Source organism: Achromobacter pestifer (assembly GCF_902859625.1).
Lineage (GTDB): Bacteria > Pseudomonadota > Gammaproteobacteria > Burkholderiales > Burkholderiaceae_B > Achromobacter > Achromobacter pestifer.
Genome location: NZ_CADIJX010000007.1, coordinates 241334 through 258103 on the forward strand (window position 1 = coordinate 241334; position 16770 = coordinate 258103).

18 protein-coding genes are annotated in these 16770 nt (G+C 65.6%); 9 read left to right on the forward strand and 9 right to left on the reverse strand.

Features of this window, described 5'->3' with window-relative positions:
* Positions 1–91 precede the first annotated feature (91 nt).
* On the forward strand, positions 92–541 hold the full coding sequence (locus HV753_RS24590; protein ID WP_175177192.1) for a hypothetical protein: 450 nt from the start codon (positions 92–94) through the stop codon (positions 539–541).
* Here HV753_RS24590 and HV753_RS24595 read toward each other — a convergent pair.
* From HV753_RS24595 to HV753_RS24630, 8 genes are all read right to left on the reverse strand, one after another.
* The gene (locus HV753_RS24595) at positions 529–1356 is read right to left on the reverse strand and encodes an N-acyl homoserine lactonase family protein (RefSeq protein WP_175177193.1); all 828 of its coding nucleotides are present in this window, start codon (positions 1354–1356) and stop codon (positions 529–531) included. The two genes, HV753_RS24590 and HV753_RS24595, sit on opposite strands and share 13 nt — an antisense overlap.
* A complete protein-coding gene (locus HV753_RS24600) occupies positions 1353–2585 on the reverse strand; it encodes an alpha/beta fold hydrolase (protein WP_175177194.1) in 1233 nt (410 codons plus the stop codon). The genes HV753_RS24595 and HV753_RS24600 overlap by 4 nt, the downstream gene beginning before the upstream one ends.
* Complete coding sequence (locus tag HV753_RS24605) at positions 2530–3273, reverse strand: GntR family transcriptional regulator (protein ID WP_175177195.1); 744 nt, start codon at positions 3271–3273, stop codon at positions 2530–2532. Before HV753_RS24605 ends, HV753_RS24600 begins: the two co-directional genes overlap by 56 nt.
* 117 nt (positions 3274–3390) lie before the next feature.
* The gene (locus HV753_RS24610; protein WP_175177196.1) at positions 3391–4104 is read right to left on the reverse strand and encodes an ABC transporter ATP-binding protein; all 714 of its coding nucleotides are present in this window, start codon (positions 4102–4104) and stop codon (positions 3391–3393) included.
* Positions 4101–4841, reverse strand: a complete 741-nt coding sequence (locus HV753_RS24615; protein WP_175177197.1) for an ABC transporter ATP-binding protein — start codon at positions 4839–4841, stop codon at positions 4101–4103. The genes HV753_RS24610 and HV753_RS24615 overlap by 4 nt, the downstream gene beginning before the upstream one ends.
* Positions 4834–5808, reverse strand: a complete 975-nt coding sequence (locus HV753_RS24620; RefSeq protein ID WP_175177198.1) for a branched-chain amino acid ABC transporter permease — start codon at positions 5806–5808, stop codon at positions 4834–4836. The genes HV753_RS24615 and HV753_RS24620 overlap by 8 nt, the downstream gene beginning before the upstream one ends.
* A complete protein-coding gene (locus tag HV753_RS24625; RefSeq protein WP_175177199.1) occupies positions 5808–6668 on the reverse strand; it encodes a branched-chain amino acid ABC transporter permease in 861 nt (286 codons plus the stop codon). Before HV753_RS24625 ends, HV753_RS24620 begins: the two co-directional genes overlap by 1 nt.
* A gap of 28 nt (positions 6669–6696) precedes the next feature.
* Complete coding sequence (locus HV753_RS24630) at positions 6697–7917, reverse strand: ABC transporter substrate-binding protein (RefSeq protein ID WP_175177200.1); 1221 nt, start codon at positions 7915–7917, stop codon at positions 6697–6699.
* A gap of 205 nt (positions 7918–8122) precedes the next feature.
* On the opposite strand from HV753_RS24630, the gene HV753_RS24635 reads away from it, so the two are divergent.
* From HV753_RS24635 to HV753_RS24655, 5 genes are all read left to right on the forward strand, one after another.
* Complete coding sequence (locus HV753_RS24635; RefSeq protein ID WP_008163645.1) at positions 8123–8536, forward strand: carboxymuconolactone decarboxylase family protein; 414 nt, start codon at positions 8123–8125, stop codon at positions 8534–8536.
* Positions 8533–9447, forward strand: coding sequence for an NAD(P)-dependent oxidoreductase (locus HV753_RS24640; RefSeq protein ID WP_175177201.1), 915 nt, complete (start codon positions 8533–8535; stop codon positions 9445–9447). Before HV753_RS24635 ends, HV753_RS24640 begins: the two co-directional genes overlap by 4 nt.
* A 118-nt stretch (positions 9448–9565) precedes the next feature.
* Entirely contained in the window at positions 9566–10543 is a 978-nt protein-coding gene (locus HV753_RS24645) for a Bug family tripartite tricarboxylate transporter substrate binding protein (protein WP_175177202.1), read from the forward strand.
* Positions 10544–10556: 13 nt separating this feature from the next.
* Positions 10557–11462: an amidohydrolase family protein gene (locus HV753_RS24650; protein ID WP_217481495.1), complete on the forward strand. Its 906-nt coding sequence runs from the start codon at positions 10557–10559 to the stop codon at positions 11460–11462.
* Between the two features lie 33 nt (positions 11463–11495).
* Positions 11496–12725, forward strand: coding sequence for an MFS transporter (locus tag HV753_RS24655; RefSeq protein WP_175177203.1), 1230 nt, complete (start codon positions 11496–11498; stop codon positions 12723–12725).
* Positions 12726–12731: 6 nt separating this feature from the next.
* Here the strand turns inward: HV753_RS24655 and HV753_RS24660 are convergent, their stop codons facing one another.
* Entirely contained in the window at positions 12732–13706 is a 975-nt protein-coding gene (locus HV753_RS24660; protein ID WP_175177204.1) for a GlxA family transcriptional regulator, read from the reverse strand.
* A gap of 122 nt (positions 13707–13828) precedes the next feature.
* On the opposite strand from HV753_RS24660, the gene HV753_RS24665 reads away from it, so the two are divergent.
* The 3 genes from HV753_RS24665 (at position 13829) to HV753_RS24675 (ending at position 16737) form a co-directional block, all read left to right on the forward strand.
* Complete coding sequence (locus HV753_RS24665) at positions 13829–14521, forward strand: DJ-1/PfpI family protein (RefSeq protein ID WP_281370986.1); 693 nt, start codon at positions 13829–13831, stop codon at positions 14519–14521.
* 171 nt (positions 14522–14692) lie between these two features.
* Positions 14693–15331, forward strand: coding sequence for a 3-oxo-tetronate 4-phosphate decarboxylase (otnC, locus tag HV753_RS24670; RefSeq protein WP_175177206.1), 639 nt, complete (start codon positions 14693–14695; stop codon positions 15329–15331).
* Positions 15332–15414: 83 nt separating this feature from the next.
* Positions 15415–16737, forward strand: coding sequence for an MFS transporter (locus tag HV753_RS24675; protein WP_425485930.1), 1323 nt, complete (start codon positions 15415–15417; stop codon positions 16735–16737).
* The last annotated feature ends 33 nt before the right edge of the window (positions 16738–16770 follow it).

The window sequence follows — 16770 nt, forward strand, 5'->3', positions numbered from 1 at the left end:
GGGTCCGTGGCATTGAGGCCCGGATTTCCGCCTACACTTGCCGCTTCACCCGTCTCAACCCCCGCCGCCAACATCCTGCAAGGCTACGCTCATGATCCTACGCGCATCCTGGTTTCTGTCCTGCCTGCTGCTGGCGGGCGTGGCCCATGCCGGCTCTGCGCCGGCCGAAATATCGTGCATCTCGGAAAGCGGCAAGGTCGCGTTGAAGGGCGTCATTCCGTCGCCGTCCTCGGAAGACCTGAACGTGAAGCTGAGCTACTTCGACGCGGACCTGACCTTCAGTTCCGACACCACTGCCAGCAGCTATGTGGTGTCGGACTTCCCGCAATCGGTGTTCACGCTGCTGGTGCCGACCCAGGGCATCGCGTTGACGCTCTACGCCTTGCCATCCAGCGTGGCCGTGGAAAAGACCTCCGACCATGATCTGGCCGGGACGTTCCAGGCCAAATTGACGGCGCCCCGTCCGCGTTCAGCGGCGGGTGCGCAAACGAACACGCCGCTGAAAGCCACGTTGAACTGCGACTACCGCTACTCGTTGTAAGCCGCTTGCGGTTCAGACGGTGCCATGGGCGCCAGGTGCAGCGCCACCACCTCGGTATTGCCGTGCAGGACGGCCGGATAGCGGCTTCTGACCAACGGGTCATGCCCCGGCACGATGTGCGCGGGGGATTCCGCATGCTTTGCCAGGGTTTCATACCCGGCCAGCATGTCGGCCACGTTCAGCACGATGGGAAACGGCGCGTCCAGCCCCATGTTGTCGTAGTAGTGGCTGGCGTCTGACGCCAGCACGATCCAGCCGCGCGCCGTGTGCACGCGCACCGCCTGCAAGCCTTGCGTATGGCCGCCGATGTGCAGCAATTGCAGGCCTGGCGCGAGGTCGTCATGGCCGTGGTAGAAGGCCACCCGCTTGTCATAGACCCCCCGTACGACATCGACCACGTCTTCCACTGCGTAGGCGTGGCGCAGCATGTCAAAGCGCATGTTGCAGCCGCAGGCGTAGTGCAGTTCGCTTTCCTGCATGTGCAAGCGAGCGTGGGGAAGTTTGCGGATGTTGCCGGCGTGGTCGTAGTGCAGGTGGGTGACGATCACGTCCTGGATGTCGGCGGCGGCGATGCCCAGCGTCTTCAGGGCGTCGATGGGGCAGCGCAGGAATTCGCGGCCGCGCGCCTCGGCGGCGGCCTGGTTGAAGCCGGTGTCGACCAGCCAGACGCGCGCGCCATGGCGGATGACCCACACGAAGTAATCCATCGGCATGGGGCCGTCGTGCGGGTCGGGCGGCGTGATGAAATTCTGGCTGCGGCGGCGCCCGACGGTGGCGTAGCGCAAGGCATAGACTTCGTGGTTCGGCAGCGTCATGCGATTCCCCGGACGGTTCGGATGTGGTCGAGTTCAGGTCGCAGATAGTCCAGCAGGCGCTGGGGACTTTCCACCATGGGAAAGTGGCCCAGTTCGGGCATGGTGGTGAAACGCGCGCCTGGAATCAGCGCAGCGACGCGGCGCGAGTCTTCAGGACTGGCGGAATAGTCATAGGCGCCGGTCAACAGCGAGACGCCGAAGGCGCGGGTGTCCAGGCCGGTCAAGTGCTGGGCAGCGTCGAAGTCCTCGCTATAGAACCAGAGGTCGTTGGCGTAGACATTGAAGCCGCCTTGCGCATAGATCCAGGCGGCGTCGCGGCGCGCTTCCAGCGTGGACGCGGGGCCCATCAAGCCGCGCACATAGGCCGGGTTGTGCGCCGCCTGGTTGACCTGCGGATGGCACAGCATCGGCGTGCGCCGGCCGGTTGCCTTCCAAGGCGCTTCCAGCGCTGCCACGCCAGCGACGTCGGCCGGGTGGGTGGCGGCGATCACCAGCGCCATCGCCGCGCCCATCGAGCAGCCCAGCAACACGCACGGGGCCCCGGCCAGTTGCCGGATGACCGCCAGACAGGTGCGCAGGTAGGTGTCGCGGGTCAGCCCGTCTTCCGTCCAGGCGTGTCCCGGCAAAGGCATGCTGCGGCCATGGCCCGGCATATCGAAGGCGAGCATGCGCCATTGGCGGCGCAGGTCCGGGTCCGCCATCAGCGCGTGGTACTGGCGGGAATCGGCGCCGGCGGTATGCAGCATCAGCAGCGGCGGGCCGTCGGTCAGGCCGCTGGTTTCGTAGTAGAGCGAAGTGCCTGCCGCGCCCAGATCCAGCGTGGCGTAGTGGCCGGTGATGGGGCTGCGATCCAGCAGGGCAGGCGTGGCGGTGAGTTGCCCGCGCAGAATCTCGAACAGTCGTTCCAGGGGATGCAAGGCCTGGGCGATGGCCAGGGCGTCGCCCTTGACGCGCAGGCCTTGGGCCTGGCGATGCGCGGCGGTGAACGAGTGATAGCCCGGAGGCGGGGTGGGGCTCAGCAGTTTGCGCCAGGTGTCTGGCGGGGCGCTGATGACGATGCACTGCGAGGGGGCGGCGGGTTGACCAGCCCAGGCGGAAATCCGGTCTTGCGGATCTTCGCCGGCTTGCAGCCAGAGGGCGCACGGCAGGCCCCGGGCTGCGGCATTGAACTCGCTATCCTGCTGCGCCAGGGCCGCCGCGGCCCTCAGTTCCTGAACGATCGCCTTCACGTGTGGATGCCTCCTCTTGTTGGCGCCTTAGCACTTCGAGCGCGGTGCGTTCCGCATTCACGATGTGGCTCTGTGCGGCCGCTTGGGCGCCTTGTGGATCCCGAGCCTGGATGCGCTCGAAGATGGTGTCGATTTCGGCCATGCTTTCCGGCAGCCGATCCGCGCGCGCGAACGACGTGGCGCGCAGCAGGTTGATGCGCGACAGCAGCCCGGGCAGCATGTCTTTGATCAAATCGTTGTCACAGCCCGACAGCAACACGTCGTAGAAATCGTGCTTGGCCGCCAGCAAGGCCGACTTGTTGCTGCCCTTGGCCTGGCGGTGCAGCGCGTCCACCGCCTTGCGCAGGCGTTCGACGTCCGTGTCGCTGGCTAGCCGGGCGAATTCGTGGGCGGCGAAGCCTTCCAGCAGCGCGCGCAAGGAATACAGGTCGCGCGCGGCCTTTTCGGTGATGCGCACGACCGTCGGGCCCCGGTGCGGTTCGATCGAGATCAGGCGTTCGGCTTCCAGCGTGCGCAACGCTTCGCGCAGGGTGCTGCGGCTGATGTTCAGCTGTTCGCACAGTTCCGCTTCGCGCAGGCGTTCTCCGCCCTTTAGGCGTCCGTCCATGATGGACGTGCGCAGGAATTCCTCGACGCGGGTGCGCAAGGTCGTCGGTTTTTCGAATATCGCGCTGGTGGGGCTGGGCATGGCTGTCTCTCGCTTAGCGTAGCGGCGGGCGCAGGCGGCAGCGCGGGCTTTTGGCCCGGCCACGGCGAACCGCCGATTCAACGTAAAGACGCAATATATCCCGCCGACGGCCCATGGCTACAACCCAAGGTAGGCGGCACGCACGCGACTGTCTTCCAGCAGCGTGTGGCTGGGGCCGGACAGCACCATCGTTCCCGATTGCAGCACGTAGGCATGTTCGGCCACCGACAGGGCCAGCCGGGTGTTCTGCTCCACCAGCAGGATGGTCAGCCCGCTGCGGTGGATGTCGATCATGGCCTGGTGCATTTCCTCGACGACCTTGGGCGCCAGGCCGTGGCTGGGTTCGTCCAGCAGCAGTAGCCGGGGTTCCAGCATCAGGGCGCGGCCGAATGCCACCATCTGCTGTTCCCCGCCCGAGAGCGTGCCGGCCTGCTGCCTGCGCCGTTCAAGCAACCGGGGAAACAAGGCATAGACGCGGTCGCAGCTGCGTTTGAGCGCGGCGGCATCACGGCGGCGGGTGTAGCCGCCCAGGTACAGGTTCTCTTCCACCGTCATCTCGGGGAACACGTGGCGGCCTTCGGGAACGTGGGCGATGCCCAGTTCAGGGATGCGGTGCGGCGGCAGGCGCAGGATGTCCTGGCCGTCGAAGGCGATGCGGCCACTGACCCTGTCCAGCAACCCCGAGATGCAGCGCAGCAGCGTGCTCTTGCCCGCCGTGTTGGCGCCGACGACCGCGATGAAGCCGCCTTCGGGCACGTCCAGCGAGACCTCGTGCAGCACCGGGCTGCGGTCGTAGGAGGCGGTCAGCCCCTGGATCTGAAGCAGGGTCATGCCGCCACCTCCGCCTGTTCCATCGATTTGCCCAGGTAGACCTCGATCACCGTGGGGTTGGCCGCGATATCGGCGGGGCTGCCTTCCGCGATCTTCTGGCCGAACGACAGCACCAGGATGCGGTTGCACAGCCGCATGATGGCGCGCATGTGGTGTTCGACCACGATGAAGGTGATGCCGGCTTCGTCGCGCAGCGTGCGGATCAGGTCCAGCAGCGCGTCCATTTCGGATTCGTTCAGCGCGGCCATGACCTCGTCCAACAGGAAGACCTTGGGGTCTGTGCACAGCGCGCGGGCCAGTTCCACCCGGGCCTGTTCCGGAAACGACAGTTCGCCCGCCGGTTTGGCCGCGATGGCGGACAGGCCCACGCGGTCCAGGTTGTCGCGGGCGACCTGTCGGGCGCGCGCCACGTCATGGCGCAGCAGGCCGCCGACCAGCACGTTGTCCAGCACGGTCATTTCCGGGAACAGCGCCACGTTCTGGAACGTCTTGGTCATGCCGCGCGCGGCGATCTGGTGGGGGCGCAGGCCGCTGATGTCCTCGCCTTCCAGTTCAATGCGTCCGCCCTGGCTGGCGTACAGGCCCACCAGCAGATTGAACAGGGTGGTCTTGCCGGCCCCGTTGGGGCCGATCAGGCCCAGGATGTCGCCCCGGGCCACGCTGAACGACACGTCGTCCACGGCTTTCAGGCCGCCAAAGCGGCGCTGCACGTTCGATACCTTCAGGATGTCAGGCATGCTGGCTCCGCGTCAGGTTGCGCAACCGTGACCACAGCGCCGACAGGCCGCGCGGCTCGATCAGGATGATGGCGATCAGGATCAGGCCGAACGCCAGCTGGGACACGCCCGCCGTGTGACCCGACAGCCAGTCGTTGAACACTTCCTCAAGCGGGATGATGACCAGCGCGCCGATCAGCGGGCCCGCCACGGTGCCCACGCCGCCGATGATGCAGATCAACGCCACGCGCACTGAAATGCCCACCAGTGAAAACACGGTGTCCGGATCGAAGAAGTAGATGAATTGCGCGTAGAGCGTGCCGCAGGCGCCCATCAGCGCGGCTGAGATCACGGCGGCCAGGATGCGCGTTTGCGCGGTGTTCACGCCGATGACTTCGGCCGCCTGCGGATTGGCCTTCACGGCGCGCAGGCGATAGCCCAGGCGCGAATGGCTGATCAGCGCGAAGACGATGGACGTGATCAGCGCGGCGCCCAACATCAGGTAGTAGTACGGGATGCTGGACTTGAACTGCATCTGCGCCAGGCCTTCCGAGAACGGGATGGACAGGCCGACTGGCCCGCCCGTCACCGAGGCCCAGGTGTTGGCGATGGCGCGCAGCACTTCGCCAAACGCCAGCGTGGCCAGCGCGAAGTAGTGCCCGCGCAGCCGCATCGTGGGCAGGCTGAGCAAGGCGCCCGCCACGCCCGCGACGGCCATCGCGGCCACGATGCCCAGCCACGGCGAAATGCCATAGCGCAGCAGCAGCAACGTCGAGGTGTAGGCGCCCAGCCCGAAGAAGGCCGCATGGCCCAGCGAAATCTGGTTGGCCAGGCCGCCCACGATGTTCCAGGATTGGCCCATCGCGGCAAACAGCAGCACCAGCGTCAGGACGCGGATGCCGTAGCCCTGGTCTTCCATCATCCAGGGGGCGGCCAGGGCCACGGCCAGAAATGCCGCCCAAGGCAGGGATTGTCGAGTCATGGTCATCAGGCTGCTCTTTTCAAAAGACCTTCCGGGCGCACGGCCAGGACCAGGATGAAGATGGCGAACAGCACCAGGTTCTGGAGTTGCATGGGCAGCACCAGCGACGACAGCGACTGGATCACGCCCACCGCCACGCCGCCCACCACTGCCCCCATCACGCTGCCCAGGCCGCCCAGCACCACCGCCGTGAACATCAGCACGCTGAACTGCGCGCCGACGGTGGTGGAGGCCGTCAGGTAGGGCAGGATGATGCCGCCGCCCAAGGCCGTCAGGCCCACGCCCAGCCCGAACGCCAGTTGGTGGACACGGTGGGTGGAGATGCCGGACAGACGGGCGGCCATGGGGTCCTGGGCGGTGGCCCGCACTGCCATGCCCCACCAGGTTTTCTTCAGGACCCACCACAGCGTCAAGCCGGCCACCGCCGCCACCACGAAGGCCAGCAGATAGGGCGCGCTCAAGAGAATCGGCCCGACCGCCAGCGCGGTCATCTGATAGGGCGTCTGCACCGAGCGGAACTCCGATCCGAACAGGATCAGCGCCAGGTTTTCCATGACGATGAGCAGGCCCACCGTCAGGAAGATCTGCGCCACCGCTGGCGCCTTCAGCACCCGGTTGATCAGGAATTTCTGCGTCAGCACGCCCAGCACGAAGGCCACGGCGAACGACAGCAAAGACCCGATCAGCGGATCCAGCCCCCACAGCTTCCAGGCGAAATACGCCACGAACATGCCCACCATCAGGAACTCGGCCTGGGCGAAGTTGACGATGGAGACCACCCCGAAAACAAGCGTCAACCCGATCGAGATGACCGCGTAGACGCCGCCCAGCAGAATGCCGTCCACCAGTGCCTGCAAGAATTGCATGACCGTTTCTCCGTGCCGCGCGCGGCGCTCAGCTGGCGGTGATGACGCGGCCCTTGGCCAACGCCTGCGGCCACACCGAGACCAGTTCGTTGTTCTGCCACTGGACCATGATGGGTTGCGCCAGCGTGTTCAGGCCATTGGCGTCGAAGTGCACGCCGCCGCCAGACATCACGCCGGCCCAGCCTTGGTCGTACTTCTGCGCGCGCAGGGCCTTGGACACGGCTTCGGGCTTGTCGGATGCCGCCACTTCCAGCGCCAGCGCCAGCACGCCAGCGCACACGGCGTGCTCCAGGGCTTCGTGCGGCATGAAGGTGCCAAAGCGCTTGCGGTAGCGTTCGGTGTATTCCGGCGCCTGGTCATAGTTGGCCGGCGCGATCGACAGCACGGCCTGGGAATACCGGCCCAGTGCCTTCGCGAAGTCGGGGATCACATAGCCCGCCGCGCCGCCCACGATGGGTACCGTCAGGCGCTGCTGACGCATCACGCGGATGATCAGCAGGCTGTCGTTCAGATACGAAATCGGGAACACGATCTGGGCGTCCGAGCCGCGCAGCTTGCTGATCAGTGGCGTCACGTCGGTGATGCCCAGCGGGTAGGCCTCATCCAGCACGATCTGGGCGCCGGCCGCTTTGGCCGCGTTGCGCACCCCCACGGCTTGCGACGTGCCGTAGGCCGTGTCCTCGTACAGCAGCGCGATCTTCTTGATGTCGGAGGCGCCCGCCACGACGGATGCGGCGTAGTCGTATTGCGCGCGGCCCAGCACCGAACCCTTGGAGACCACCTGGAAGATGTGCTTGAAGCCGCGTTCGGTCAGCACGTCCGAAAACGACATGGTCAGCAGCGGGATGCCACGGCGCTCGGTCACTTCCGACACGGCCAGCGTCAACGACGAGGCATAGGCGCCGATGAGCGCCACGCAACGATTCTGCGTGATCAGCCGCTGCGCGACGGTGGCGGCGGTGGTGGGTTGCGAGGTGGCGTCCGCGATGACCAGCTTGAGCTTGGCGCCGCCCAGCGACTTGATGCCGCCCGCCGCGTTGATTTCGTCCGCCGCCAATTCCAGCCCCTGGCGGGAATTGATGCCGAACTGCGCGTTGGCGCCGGACAGCGGCAGGATCACGCCGACATTGATGTCGGCGGGGGCGGCCAGCGCGCGGCTGGGCAAGGCGGCGGTCAGCGCGGCTGCGCCCAGTCCGGCGACAAATTCCCGGCGCCCATGGCGCACGGCCTGTTGGGGATTGCGTTTCATGCTTGTCTCCTGGCTTTTGTGGGTGTGGGCGCACGGCAGCCAGCCCGGCGCTTTGCCGCATTATTGTGTTCATTTTTTAAGCAGTCAAGCATATTGTCCGACAATCTGACTATTGACGATCTGACGAAAATGGACTGACAATCAGACAAACCAAATCCGGCGAAAGCGCGAATCGACGCTCGTCATCATCACCAACGAGGAACCTATGGCAGACATCAAATCCGAAACCCAAGCCCTGTTCGATCAAGGCCTGAATCTGCGTCGCGAGGTGCTGGGCACCGAATACGTGGACGGTTCGCTGGCCCGCGCCAACGATTTCATGATGGCGTTCCAGCACATCACGACCGAATGGTGCTGGGGCTACACCTGGGGCCGTCCGGGCCTGGAGAAGAAGACGCGCAGCATGCTGAACCTGGCGATGCTGACGGCACTGAATCGGCCGGCCGAGATCAAACTGCACGTCAAAGGCGCGCTGAACAACGGCGTCACGGTGGAAGAGATCAAGGAAATCCTGCTGCAAGCCACGGTGTATTGCGGTATTCCCGCAGGCCTGGACGCCTTCAAGGTGGCCAACCAGGTGCTGGAAGAAGAGGGCGCCTTCAAGGAGCAGCAAGCATGAGCGCACCGCAAGAAGCCGTGGGCCTGATCGGCATCGGCAGCATGGGCTGGCCCATGGCGGCGCGCTTGGTGCAGGCGGGCTACGCCGTGACGGTCTTCGATGCCGTGCCCGGTCAGGCGGAAAAATTCGCGCGGGAAGTGGGCGGCCAGGCCGCTGCCACGTGCGCCGCGCTGGCGGCGCAGTCCGACATCCTCTTTACGATGCTGCCGACCAGCGCCATCGTGGAACAGGTACTGACCGGCGCCGATGGCGTATTGGCCGGCCTGCGCCCGGGCAGCGTCGTGGTGGAGATGAGCTCTGGCGTGCCGGCGCACACCCAGCGGCTGGCCCAGGCCGTGGCCGCCGCCGGTGGCCAGATGGTGGACGCGCCCGTGTCGGGCGGGGTGCCGCGTGCGCGCACGGGTGAACTTGCGATCATGTTCGGCGGCCCCGCCGCCACGCTGGAGCGCGTGCGTCCGGCGTTGTCGGCGATGGGTACGTCGATCACTGCCGTGGGCGATGTGGGCAGCGCCCATGCCATGAAGGCGCTGAACAACCTGGTGTCGGCGGGCGGCTTCCTGATCGGGGTTGAAGCCATGCTGATCGGTCAGCAATTCGGCCTGGATCCGAACGTGATCGTGGATGTGCTGAATGCGTCCACGGGCATGAACAATTCCACGCAGAAGAAGTTCAAGCAGTTCGTGCTGTCGCGCGAATTCAATTCGGGCTTCGGCCTGGATCTGATGGTCAAGGACCTGGGCATTGCGCTGGGCATTGCCACGGATACCGGCACGCCCACGCCGTTCTCGTCCCTGTGCCGCGAGCTGTGGGCGTCGGCGGGCAAGACCTTGGGCAAGGGGCAGGACCACACCGCCGTTGCGCGCCTGTCCGAACAACTGGCCGGCGTGGAGTTGGCCGCCAAGAAAGACTAGACCGCTTCATCCAAGCGGCGCGGCAGACCCGCGCCGCCTCTTTCAACCTGCATCACCCCAACCGCCAGGACAAGGCGGAGGACCGGCTGCGGCCGGCAGAAATAGCGAGGAGCAAGACATGAACAAGACATTCCTGGCGGCCATGGCCGCCGGCCTGAACGCGCTTGGCGCAAACGCTAGCGCGCAGGACTACCCCACGCGCGCCATCTCGATGGTGGTGCCCTATGCAGCGGGCGGGTCCACCGACGGATTGGCCCGCATCGTGGCGCAGGCCATGGGTGAAAACCTGGGCCAGACCATCGTGGTGGAAAACCTGGGAGGCGGCGGCACCATGATCGGCAATCAGCGCGTCACGCGCGCCGCGCCCGATGGCTACACCATCACCTTCGGCAACATGGGGTCGCTGGCGATTGCGCCGTCGCTGTATCCCAAGAGCAAGTTCGATCCCCGCCACGATCTGGTGGCCGTGGGCTTGGTGGCCACGGTGCCAATGGTGCTGTCGGTCAGCAAGAAAAGCGGCATCACGACGTTGTCCGACTTTGTCGCGCGCATGAAGAAGAACGGCGCCGATGTGAATTTCGGCAATGCCGGTTCGGGCTCCACCAGCCACATCGCGGCCGCGTACTTCATGCACGTCACGCATACGCAAGGCATGCAGATTCCGTATCGCGGCGCGGGCCCGGCCATTGCGGACTTGATGGCGGGCACGGTGGACGCGGTCATCGACCAGACGGTCACGATGATCCCCATCCATGAAGGCAAGCGCGTCACGGCGTTGGCCGTGGCCAGTGCAAGCCGGTTGCCGCAGATCCCGGATGTGCCGACGTTTTCTGAGGCCGGCGTGCCCGACTTCAACATGAGCGTATGGAACGGCATCGCGGCGCCCGCCGGGACGCCACCCGCCGTGGTCGCGCGGCTTGAGCAGGCGCTGGCGGCAGCCTTGAAGCGTCCGGACGTGCGTGAATCGCTGGACAAATTGGCGGCGCAGGCGCCCACTGGGAAAGAACAGGGTGCGGCCGCGTTTCAGGCACTGATTGCTCGTGACGTGCCACACTTTGCCACGCTGATCCAGGACGCCAACATCACGGTCAATTAAAGGAGACCCGCGCATGTGCCCGACCCCTTCTGGCTTGCCTCCCCAAGAACCGCCTTTGTGCCTGGGGCCGCTGCCCCAGATGGATGCGGCGGTCTTCGACGTGCCGCCCGGCGCCTGCGATACCCACGCGCACGTGGTGGCGGCTGATGCCACGGCCTATCCCTTGGTGCCGGAGCGCACCTACACGCCGCCACCCGCGCCCGAGTCTGCCTATCTGGACATGCTGAGCCAAACCGGCATGACGCGCGGCGTGCTCGTGCAGATCAGCGTCTACGGCACCGATAACCGCTACATGCTGGAAGTGTTGCGGCGTTCGCCCGACACCCTGCGCGGCGTAGGCGTGGTGGCGCCCTCGGTGACGGATCGCGAGCTTGAGGACATGCATGCCGCTGGCGTGCGGGGCTTGCGCATCAATGTCCTGTTTGGGGGCGGCATCGGTTTTGACGCGATGGAAACACTGGCGCATCGCATCGCCGGCCTGGGTTGGCACATGCAGTTCCTGATGGATGCGCGCCAACTGCCCGAGCTGCTGCCGCGCATGCGCAAGCTGCCGGTGCCCGGCGTGGTGGATCACATGGGCCACATGCCGGTCGCCGACGGCGTGGACAGCGCGGGCTTTCAAGCGTTGCAGCATCTGGTGCGGGACCATGGCTGGTGGGTCAAGCTGTCGGGCGCGTACCGCATCAGTGAACGCTTTGACGATTTCAGCGACGTGGTGCCATGGGCCCAAGCGCTGATCGACACCGCGCCGGATCGCATGCTCTGGGGCAGCGACTGGCCACACGTGCATCAGACCCGCATGGTCAACACGGGCCGCTTGCGCAACCAATTGGCGCTGTGGGCGCCGGATGCCGACCTGCGCCGCCGCATCCTGGTCAGCAACCCCGAACGCTTGTACGGTTTTTCTCCCGCGCAGTAATTCCTCAGGCCAGAACCTTCCAAGAGGCAAGCCATGCAATGGTATAGAGAGCTGAACAAGACGGAACGGCGGACCTTCATTGCCGCGTTCGGGGGCTGGGCCATCGACGCCCTGGACTTCATGGTGTTCACCTTCGTGATCGCCACGTTGATGACCTTATGGGGCATCGACAAGGGGCACGCGGGCATGCTGGGCACCGTCACGCTGCTGTTCTCCGCCATCGGCGGATGGCTGGCGGGCATCCTGGCCGACCGGTACGGCCGCGTGCGTGTCCTGCAATACACGATTCTGTGGTTCTCGGCCTGCACCGTGGCCATCGGCTTCGCGCAGAACTTCGAGCAATTGTTCGTACTGCGTGCCTTGCAAGGCCTGGGCTTTGGCGGCGAATGGGCCGTGGGCTCGGTGCTGATGGGCGAGATCGTGCGGGCCGAACACCGGGGCAAGGCCGTGGGCACCGTGCAAAGCGGCTGGGCCGTGGGGTGGGGCGTGGCGGCCATTCTGTATACGGTCGCCTTTTCTGTCCTGCCGGCCGAATGGGCATGGCGCAGCTTGTTCTGGATCGGTGTGCTGCCCGCATTCCTGGTGTTGTACATCCGCCGGAATGTGCCCGAACCCGAGGTGTTCCAGCGCGCGCAGGCCAAGGTGCAGGCAGGCGAGGCTCGGGCGTCGTTCTGGACGATCTTCTCGCCCGGGCTGCTGAAGACCACCCTCATCACCGCGGTGCTGTGCACCGGCGTGCAGGGCGGCTACTACGCCATCACCACCTGGCTGCCGACTTATCTGAAGGTCGAACGGCAGTTGTCCGTGCTGAACACCGGCGGCTACCTGATGGTCATCATCTTTGGATCGTTCTGCGGGTACATTGCCGGCGCTTATCTGGCTGACCGGCTGGGCCGTCGTGCCAATCTCCTGATCTTCTCGGTGCTGTCCACGATCAGCGTCTACGCCTATACCCAGCTGCCGCTGACCGATGGCCAGATGCTGTTCCTGGGCTTTCCCCTTGGGTTTGCCGCGTCAGGCATCTTCAGCGGTATCGGCGCCTACCTGACCGAGCTGTTCCCGTCAGGCGTACGCGCCTCGGGCCAGGGATTTGCCTACAACTTCGGGCGCGGCATCGGTGCGTTGTTCCCCAGCCTGGTCGGCTTTCTGAGCCAGACGCACGGGTTGGCCTGGGCCATCGGAGCCTTCGCCACGGGCGCTTACGCCGTGGTGATCGTGATGGCATTGCTGTTGCCGGAGACGAAGGGGCGCGTGCTGGAGTGACGCGCGCTACTCGTCTCGCAGGAAACGCTGGCGGTAGTCCGCTGGCGATACTTGCAGACGTTTCATGAAGACGCGGCGCATGTTGTCCGCGTTGCCGAAGCCGCAATCGTAGGCGACTGACTTCAGCGGCAGCCGGGTGCTTTCCAGCACCCGGCGCGCAGCGTCGATGCGGGCCTGCTCGATGAAGTCATGCGGCGTCATGCCTGTGTGCTGCCGGAAGTGCCGCGCAAAACTGCGGGCGCTGATGCCGGCGGCGTCGGCCAGTGCCTGCACGGTGAAGGCATGACCGACGTTATCCATCACGAAGGCCTGCGCACGCGCAATGGGCGACCCGTCCGTCAGCGGCGCCGTCAGATACGGACTGAATTGCGATTGCCCACCTTGCCGCTGCGCCAGCACGACAAGGCGCCGGGCGATCTGCAAAGCCAGTTCGGCGCCGTGGTCGCCCGCCACCAAGGCCAGCGCCAGATCAATGCCCGAGGTCACGCCGGCAGAGGTGATGAGCGCGCCGCTGCGCACATAGATGCGGTCGGGTTCGACCCGGGCGGCGGGATACCGCGCCGCCAGTTCGGCCGCATATTCCCAATGCGTCGTGACGGTGTGTCCATCCAGCAAGCCCGCGCGGCCCAGCGCGAACGCGCCGGTGCAGATCGATCCATGCACGCCGGCCAGAGGCGCGGCGGTGCGCAGCCACTCCGCTTGCACGGGGTCCTCCGACGGCGAAGGCCCGCCTGCGGCCAGCACGATGTCATACGGGCCCGGCGCGTCGTCATAGGACAGGTCAGGCAGCACGCGCGTGCCGTTGGACAAGCGCGTCGGGGCGCCGGCATGGCTGATCAGCAGGGTCTGGTAGCCATGGCCTTCGCCCAGCACGGTGTTGGCCGCCGAAAAGACATCCATGGGCCCGGCCAGGTCCAGGGCCGCCGCGCCTTCATGGATGGCGATGACGACAGTGCGTCGGAAGGGGCGGGAAGGCGTCATGGCAAGGTGGCGGAAATTGCGGGGCGATTGGCGGAATCCAGCGGCAGGAACACATGGCCCGCGGAGGCGGGCAACACTATAAACAAGGGGCGATAACGCATGGACAATCAATAGGTGCAGCGATGAAGGTAGTTTGCTTTATGTTCCCCGGATTCACCTTGCAAGACATGGTGGGCCCGATGACGGTGTGGTCGATGATGCCAGATGTGGAATTTGAATTCGTGGCGGCCTCCAAAGGCGAGGTGATGACGGACGCATGCTTAGGCGTTCGTGCCACGCATGACTTCAGCGATGTGTCGAAGACGCCGGACGTGCTGCTGGTGCCGGGCGGCGGCTTGCCGGTCTTCGAGGCCATGCAGGACGATGCCCTGCTGGATGCGATGGCCAGCGTGGGCGCGGGCGCCAAATGGGTGACCAGCGTCTGCTCCGGATCGATGCTGCTGGGCGCGGCCGGCCTGCTGCAAGGCTACCGTTCCGCGTCGCATTGGAGCGCGCGTCCATTCCTGCACAAGTTCGGCGCCATTGCCGATGAGGGGCGGGTGGTGATCGACCGCAACCGCGCCAGCGGCGGCGGCATCACGGCGGGTATCGACTTCGGCCTGGTGATGGTGGAGAAGTGGGCCGGGATCGACGCCGCGCGGACGATCGAGCTGGTGATGGAGTACGCGCCCGAGCCTCCGAACGGCTGCGGCCGCCCGGAATTGGCGGACAGCGCCACCTTGGCTCAGGCCCGCGTGCTGACGGATGCCAGCATGCCGGAACACATGGCGGACGCGGCCGCGCGCCGCCGTGGTTTCGTGTCAGGCGTTCGGTAGCCGGCAGGCTTTTTTGGGCGAATACGGGTTTACCCGGTATCGGTCCGAAAGCCATAATTTGTATGATGACCCGATAACTTCAACTCAAGAGACACGTCATCATGCTGGTTGCGCCGCCGACTTTTTCGCGGGTTTCTCCGCTGATCCGCCCCAGCCTTTCCCGGGTGCGCCATGACGGATGAATCCCGCATTCGCGAAGAGATCTGCACGGTCGGCGCCAGCCTCTACAACCGGGGCTACACCGTGGGCGCGGCGGGCAACATCAGCGCGCGGCTGGATGACGGCTGGCTGATCACGCCCACCGACGCCTGCCTGGGCCGGCTGGACCCGGCGGAACTGGCCAAGGTCGATCAGGACGGCCAATGGGTGTCTGGCGCCAAGCCTTCCAAGACGTTGGTGCTGCATCAGGGCATTTACCGTGCCAGCCCCGAGTCGCGCGGCATCATCCACACGCATTCGACGCATCTGGTTGCGCTGACGCTTGCCGGCGTCTGGCGGCCCGACGAAGTGCTGCCGCCGATCACGCCATATCAGGTCATGAAGGTGGGCCGCATTCCGCTGATCAGCTACCGCCGGCCGGGCGACCCGCAGGCTGCCGCAGACGTTGCCGCCGTGGCGGGACAGGTGCGCGGCGCGCTGTTTGAACGGCTGGGCCCGGTGGTGTGGGAGCGTTCGGTGGCGCATGCCTCCTATGCGCTGGAAGAACTGGAGGAAACCGCCCGCCTGTGGCTGATGAGTGATCCCCGGCCCGCGCCGTTGACCGACCAGGCCATCGAAGCACTACGCGCAACCTTCGGCGCGCGTTACTGACCCCTTTATTCCTATAAAGCCGTCCGGACGCGCGCTGCGCGTAACGCGGCGGCGCACCCTTTTGGAGACTTGTCATGCCCCCGATGGAATTGGCGTCCAACGCCGCGCCCGCTGCGGCGACACAGCCAGAATCCCGCGAGACCGCCCGAGCCTACGCCAAGGTGTTCTGGCGGCTGGTCCCGTTCCTGATGCTCTGCTATGTGATCGCGTATCTGGACCGCGTCAACGTCGGCTTTGCCAAGTTGCAGATGTCGCAAGACCTGGGCTTCAGTGAAACCGTGTTCGGCCTGGGGGCCGGTGTGTTCTTCATCGGCTACTTCCTGTTTGAAGTGCCCAGCAATCTGCTCATGCACCGCCTGGGCGCGCGCATCTGGATCGCGCGCATCATGATCACGTGGGGCATCCTGTCCGGCATGTTCATGTTCGTCGAGACGCCCACCGGCTTCTACATTCTGCGCTTCTTGCTGGGGCTGGCCGAAGCCGGTTTCTATCCGGGCGTGATCCTGTACCTGACCTATTGGTATCCGGCCCACCGCCGCGCCAAGATCATCGCGTTGTTCATGTCCGCCATCCCGGTGGCGGGCATCTTCGGCAATCCGCTGTCCGGCTGGATCATGGAGGCGTTTCACGGCACGCACGGCTTGCAGGGCTGGCAGTGGATGTTCCTGATCGAGGCCATCCCCGCGTTGCTCATCGGCGTGGTCACCGTCATGTACCTGGACAATGGCATTTCCAGCGCCAAGTGGCTGACCGACGACGAAAAGAAGCTGCTGACCCGCGAGATCGAACAGGACCAGAAGCAGACGGGCACGCAGAAGCACTCGCTGCGCGCCGTGTTCGCCGACAAGCGCGTGTGGTGGATGTGCCTGATCTACTTCGCGTTCGTCGCCGGCCAGTACGGCCTGACGTTCTGGATGCCGACGCTGATCAAGTCGACCGGTGTCACGGGCGCCTTCAATATCGGCCTGCTAAGCGCCATCCCGTTCCTGTGCGCCATCATCGTGATGAACCTGCTGGGCCATTCCGCCGACCGCCGGCGTGAACGCCGCTGGCACCTGATCGTGCCGGCGCTGGCGGGCGCGGTGGGCTTTGCCGCAGCTGCGTCGTTCGCCGACAACACGGTGGTGTCGCTGATTTGCCTGTCGATGGCCGCCGCAGGCGTGCTCACCTGCGCGCCGCTGTTCTGGTCGTTGCCGACGGCTTTCCTGTCAGGCACTGCGGCCGCGGCGGGCATCGCCATCGTCAACTCGGTCGGCAACCTGGCGGGCTTTGCCAGCCCCTACATGATCGGTTATCTGAAAGACGTGACGCAATCCACAGCCTCCGGCATGTATGTGCTGGCGGCGGTGTTGGTCGTCGGCGCCATCGCGGTCTGGTTCACGCCGGCCAAGCTGGTGAACCGTTGATGCCCATGCGCCACTGCGCCCTCTGACCCTTAA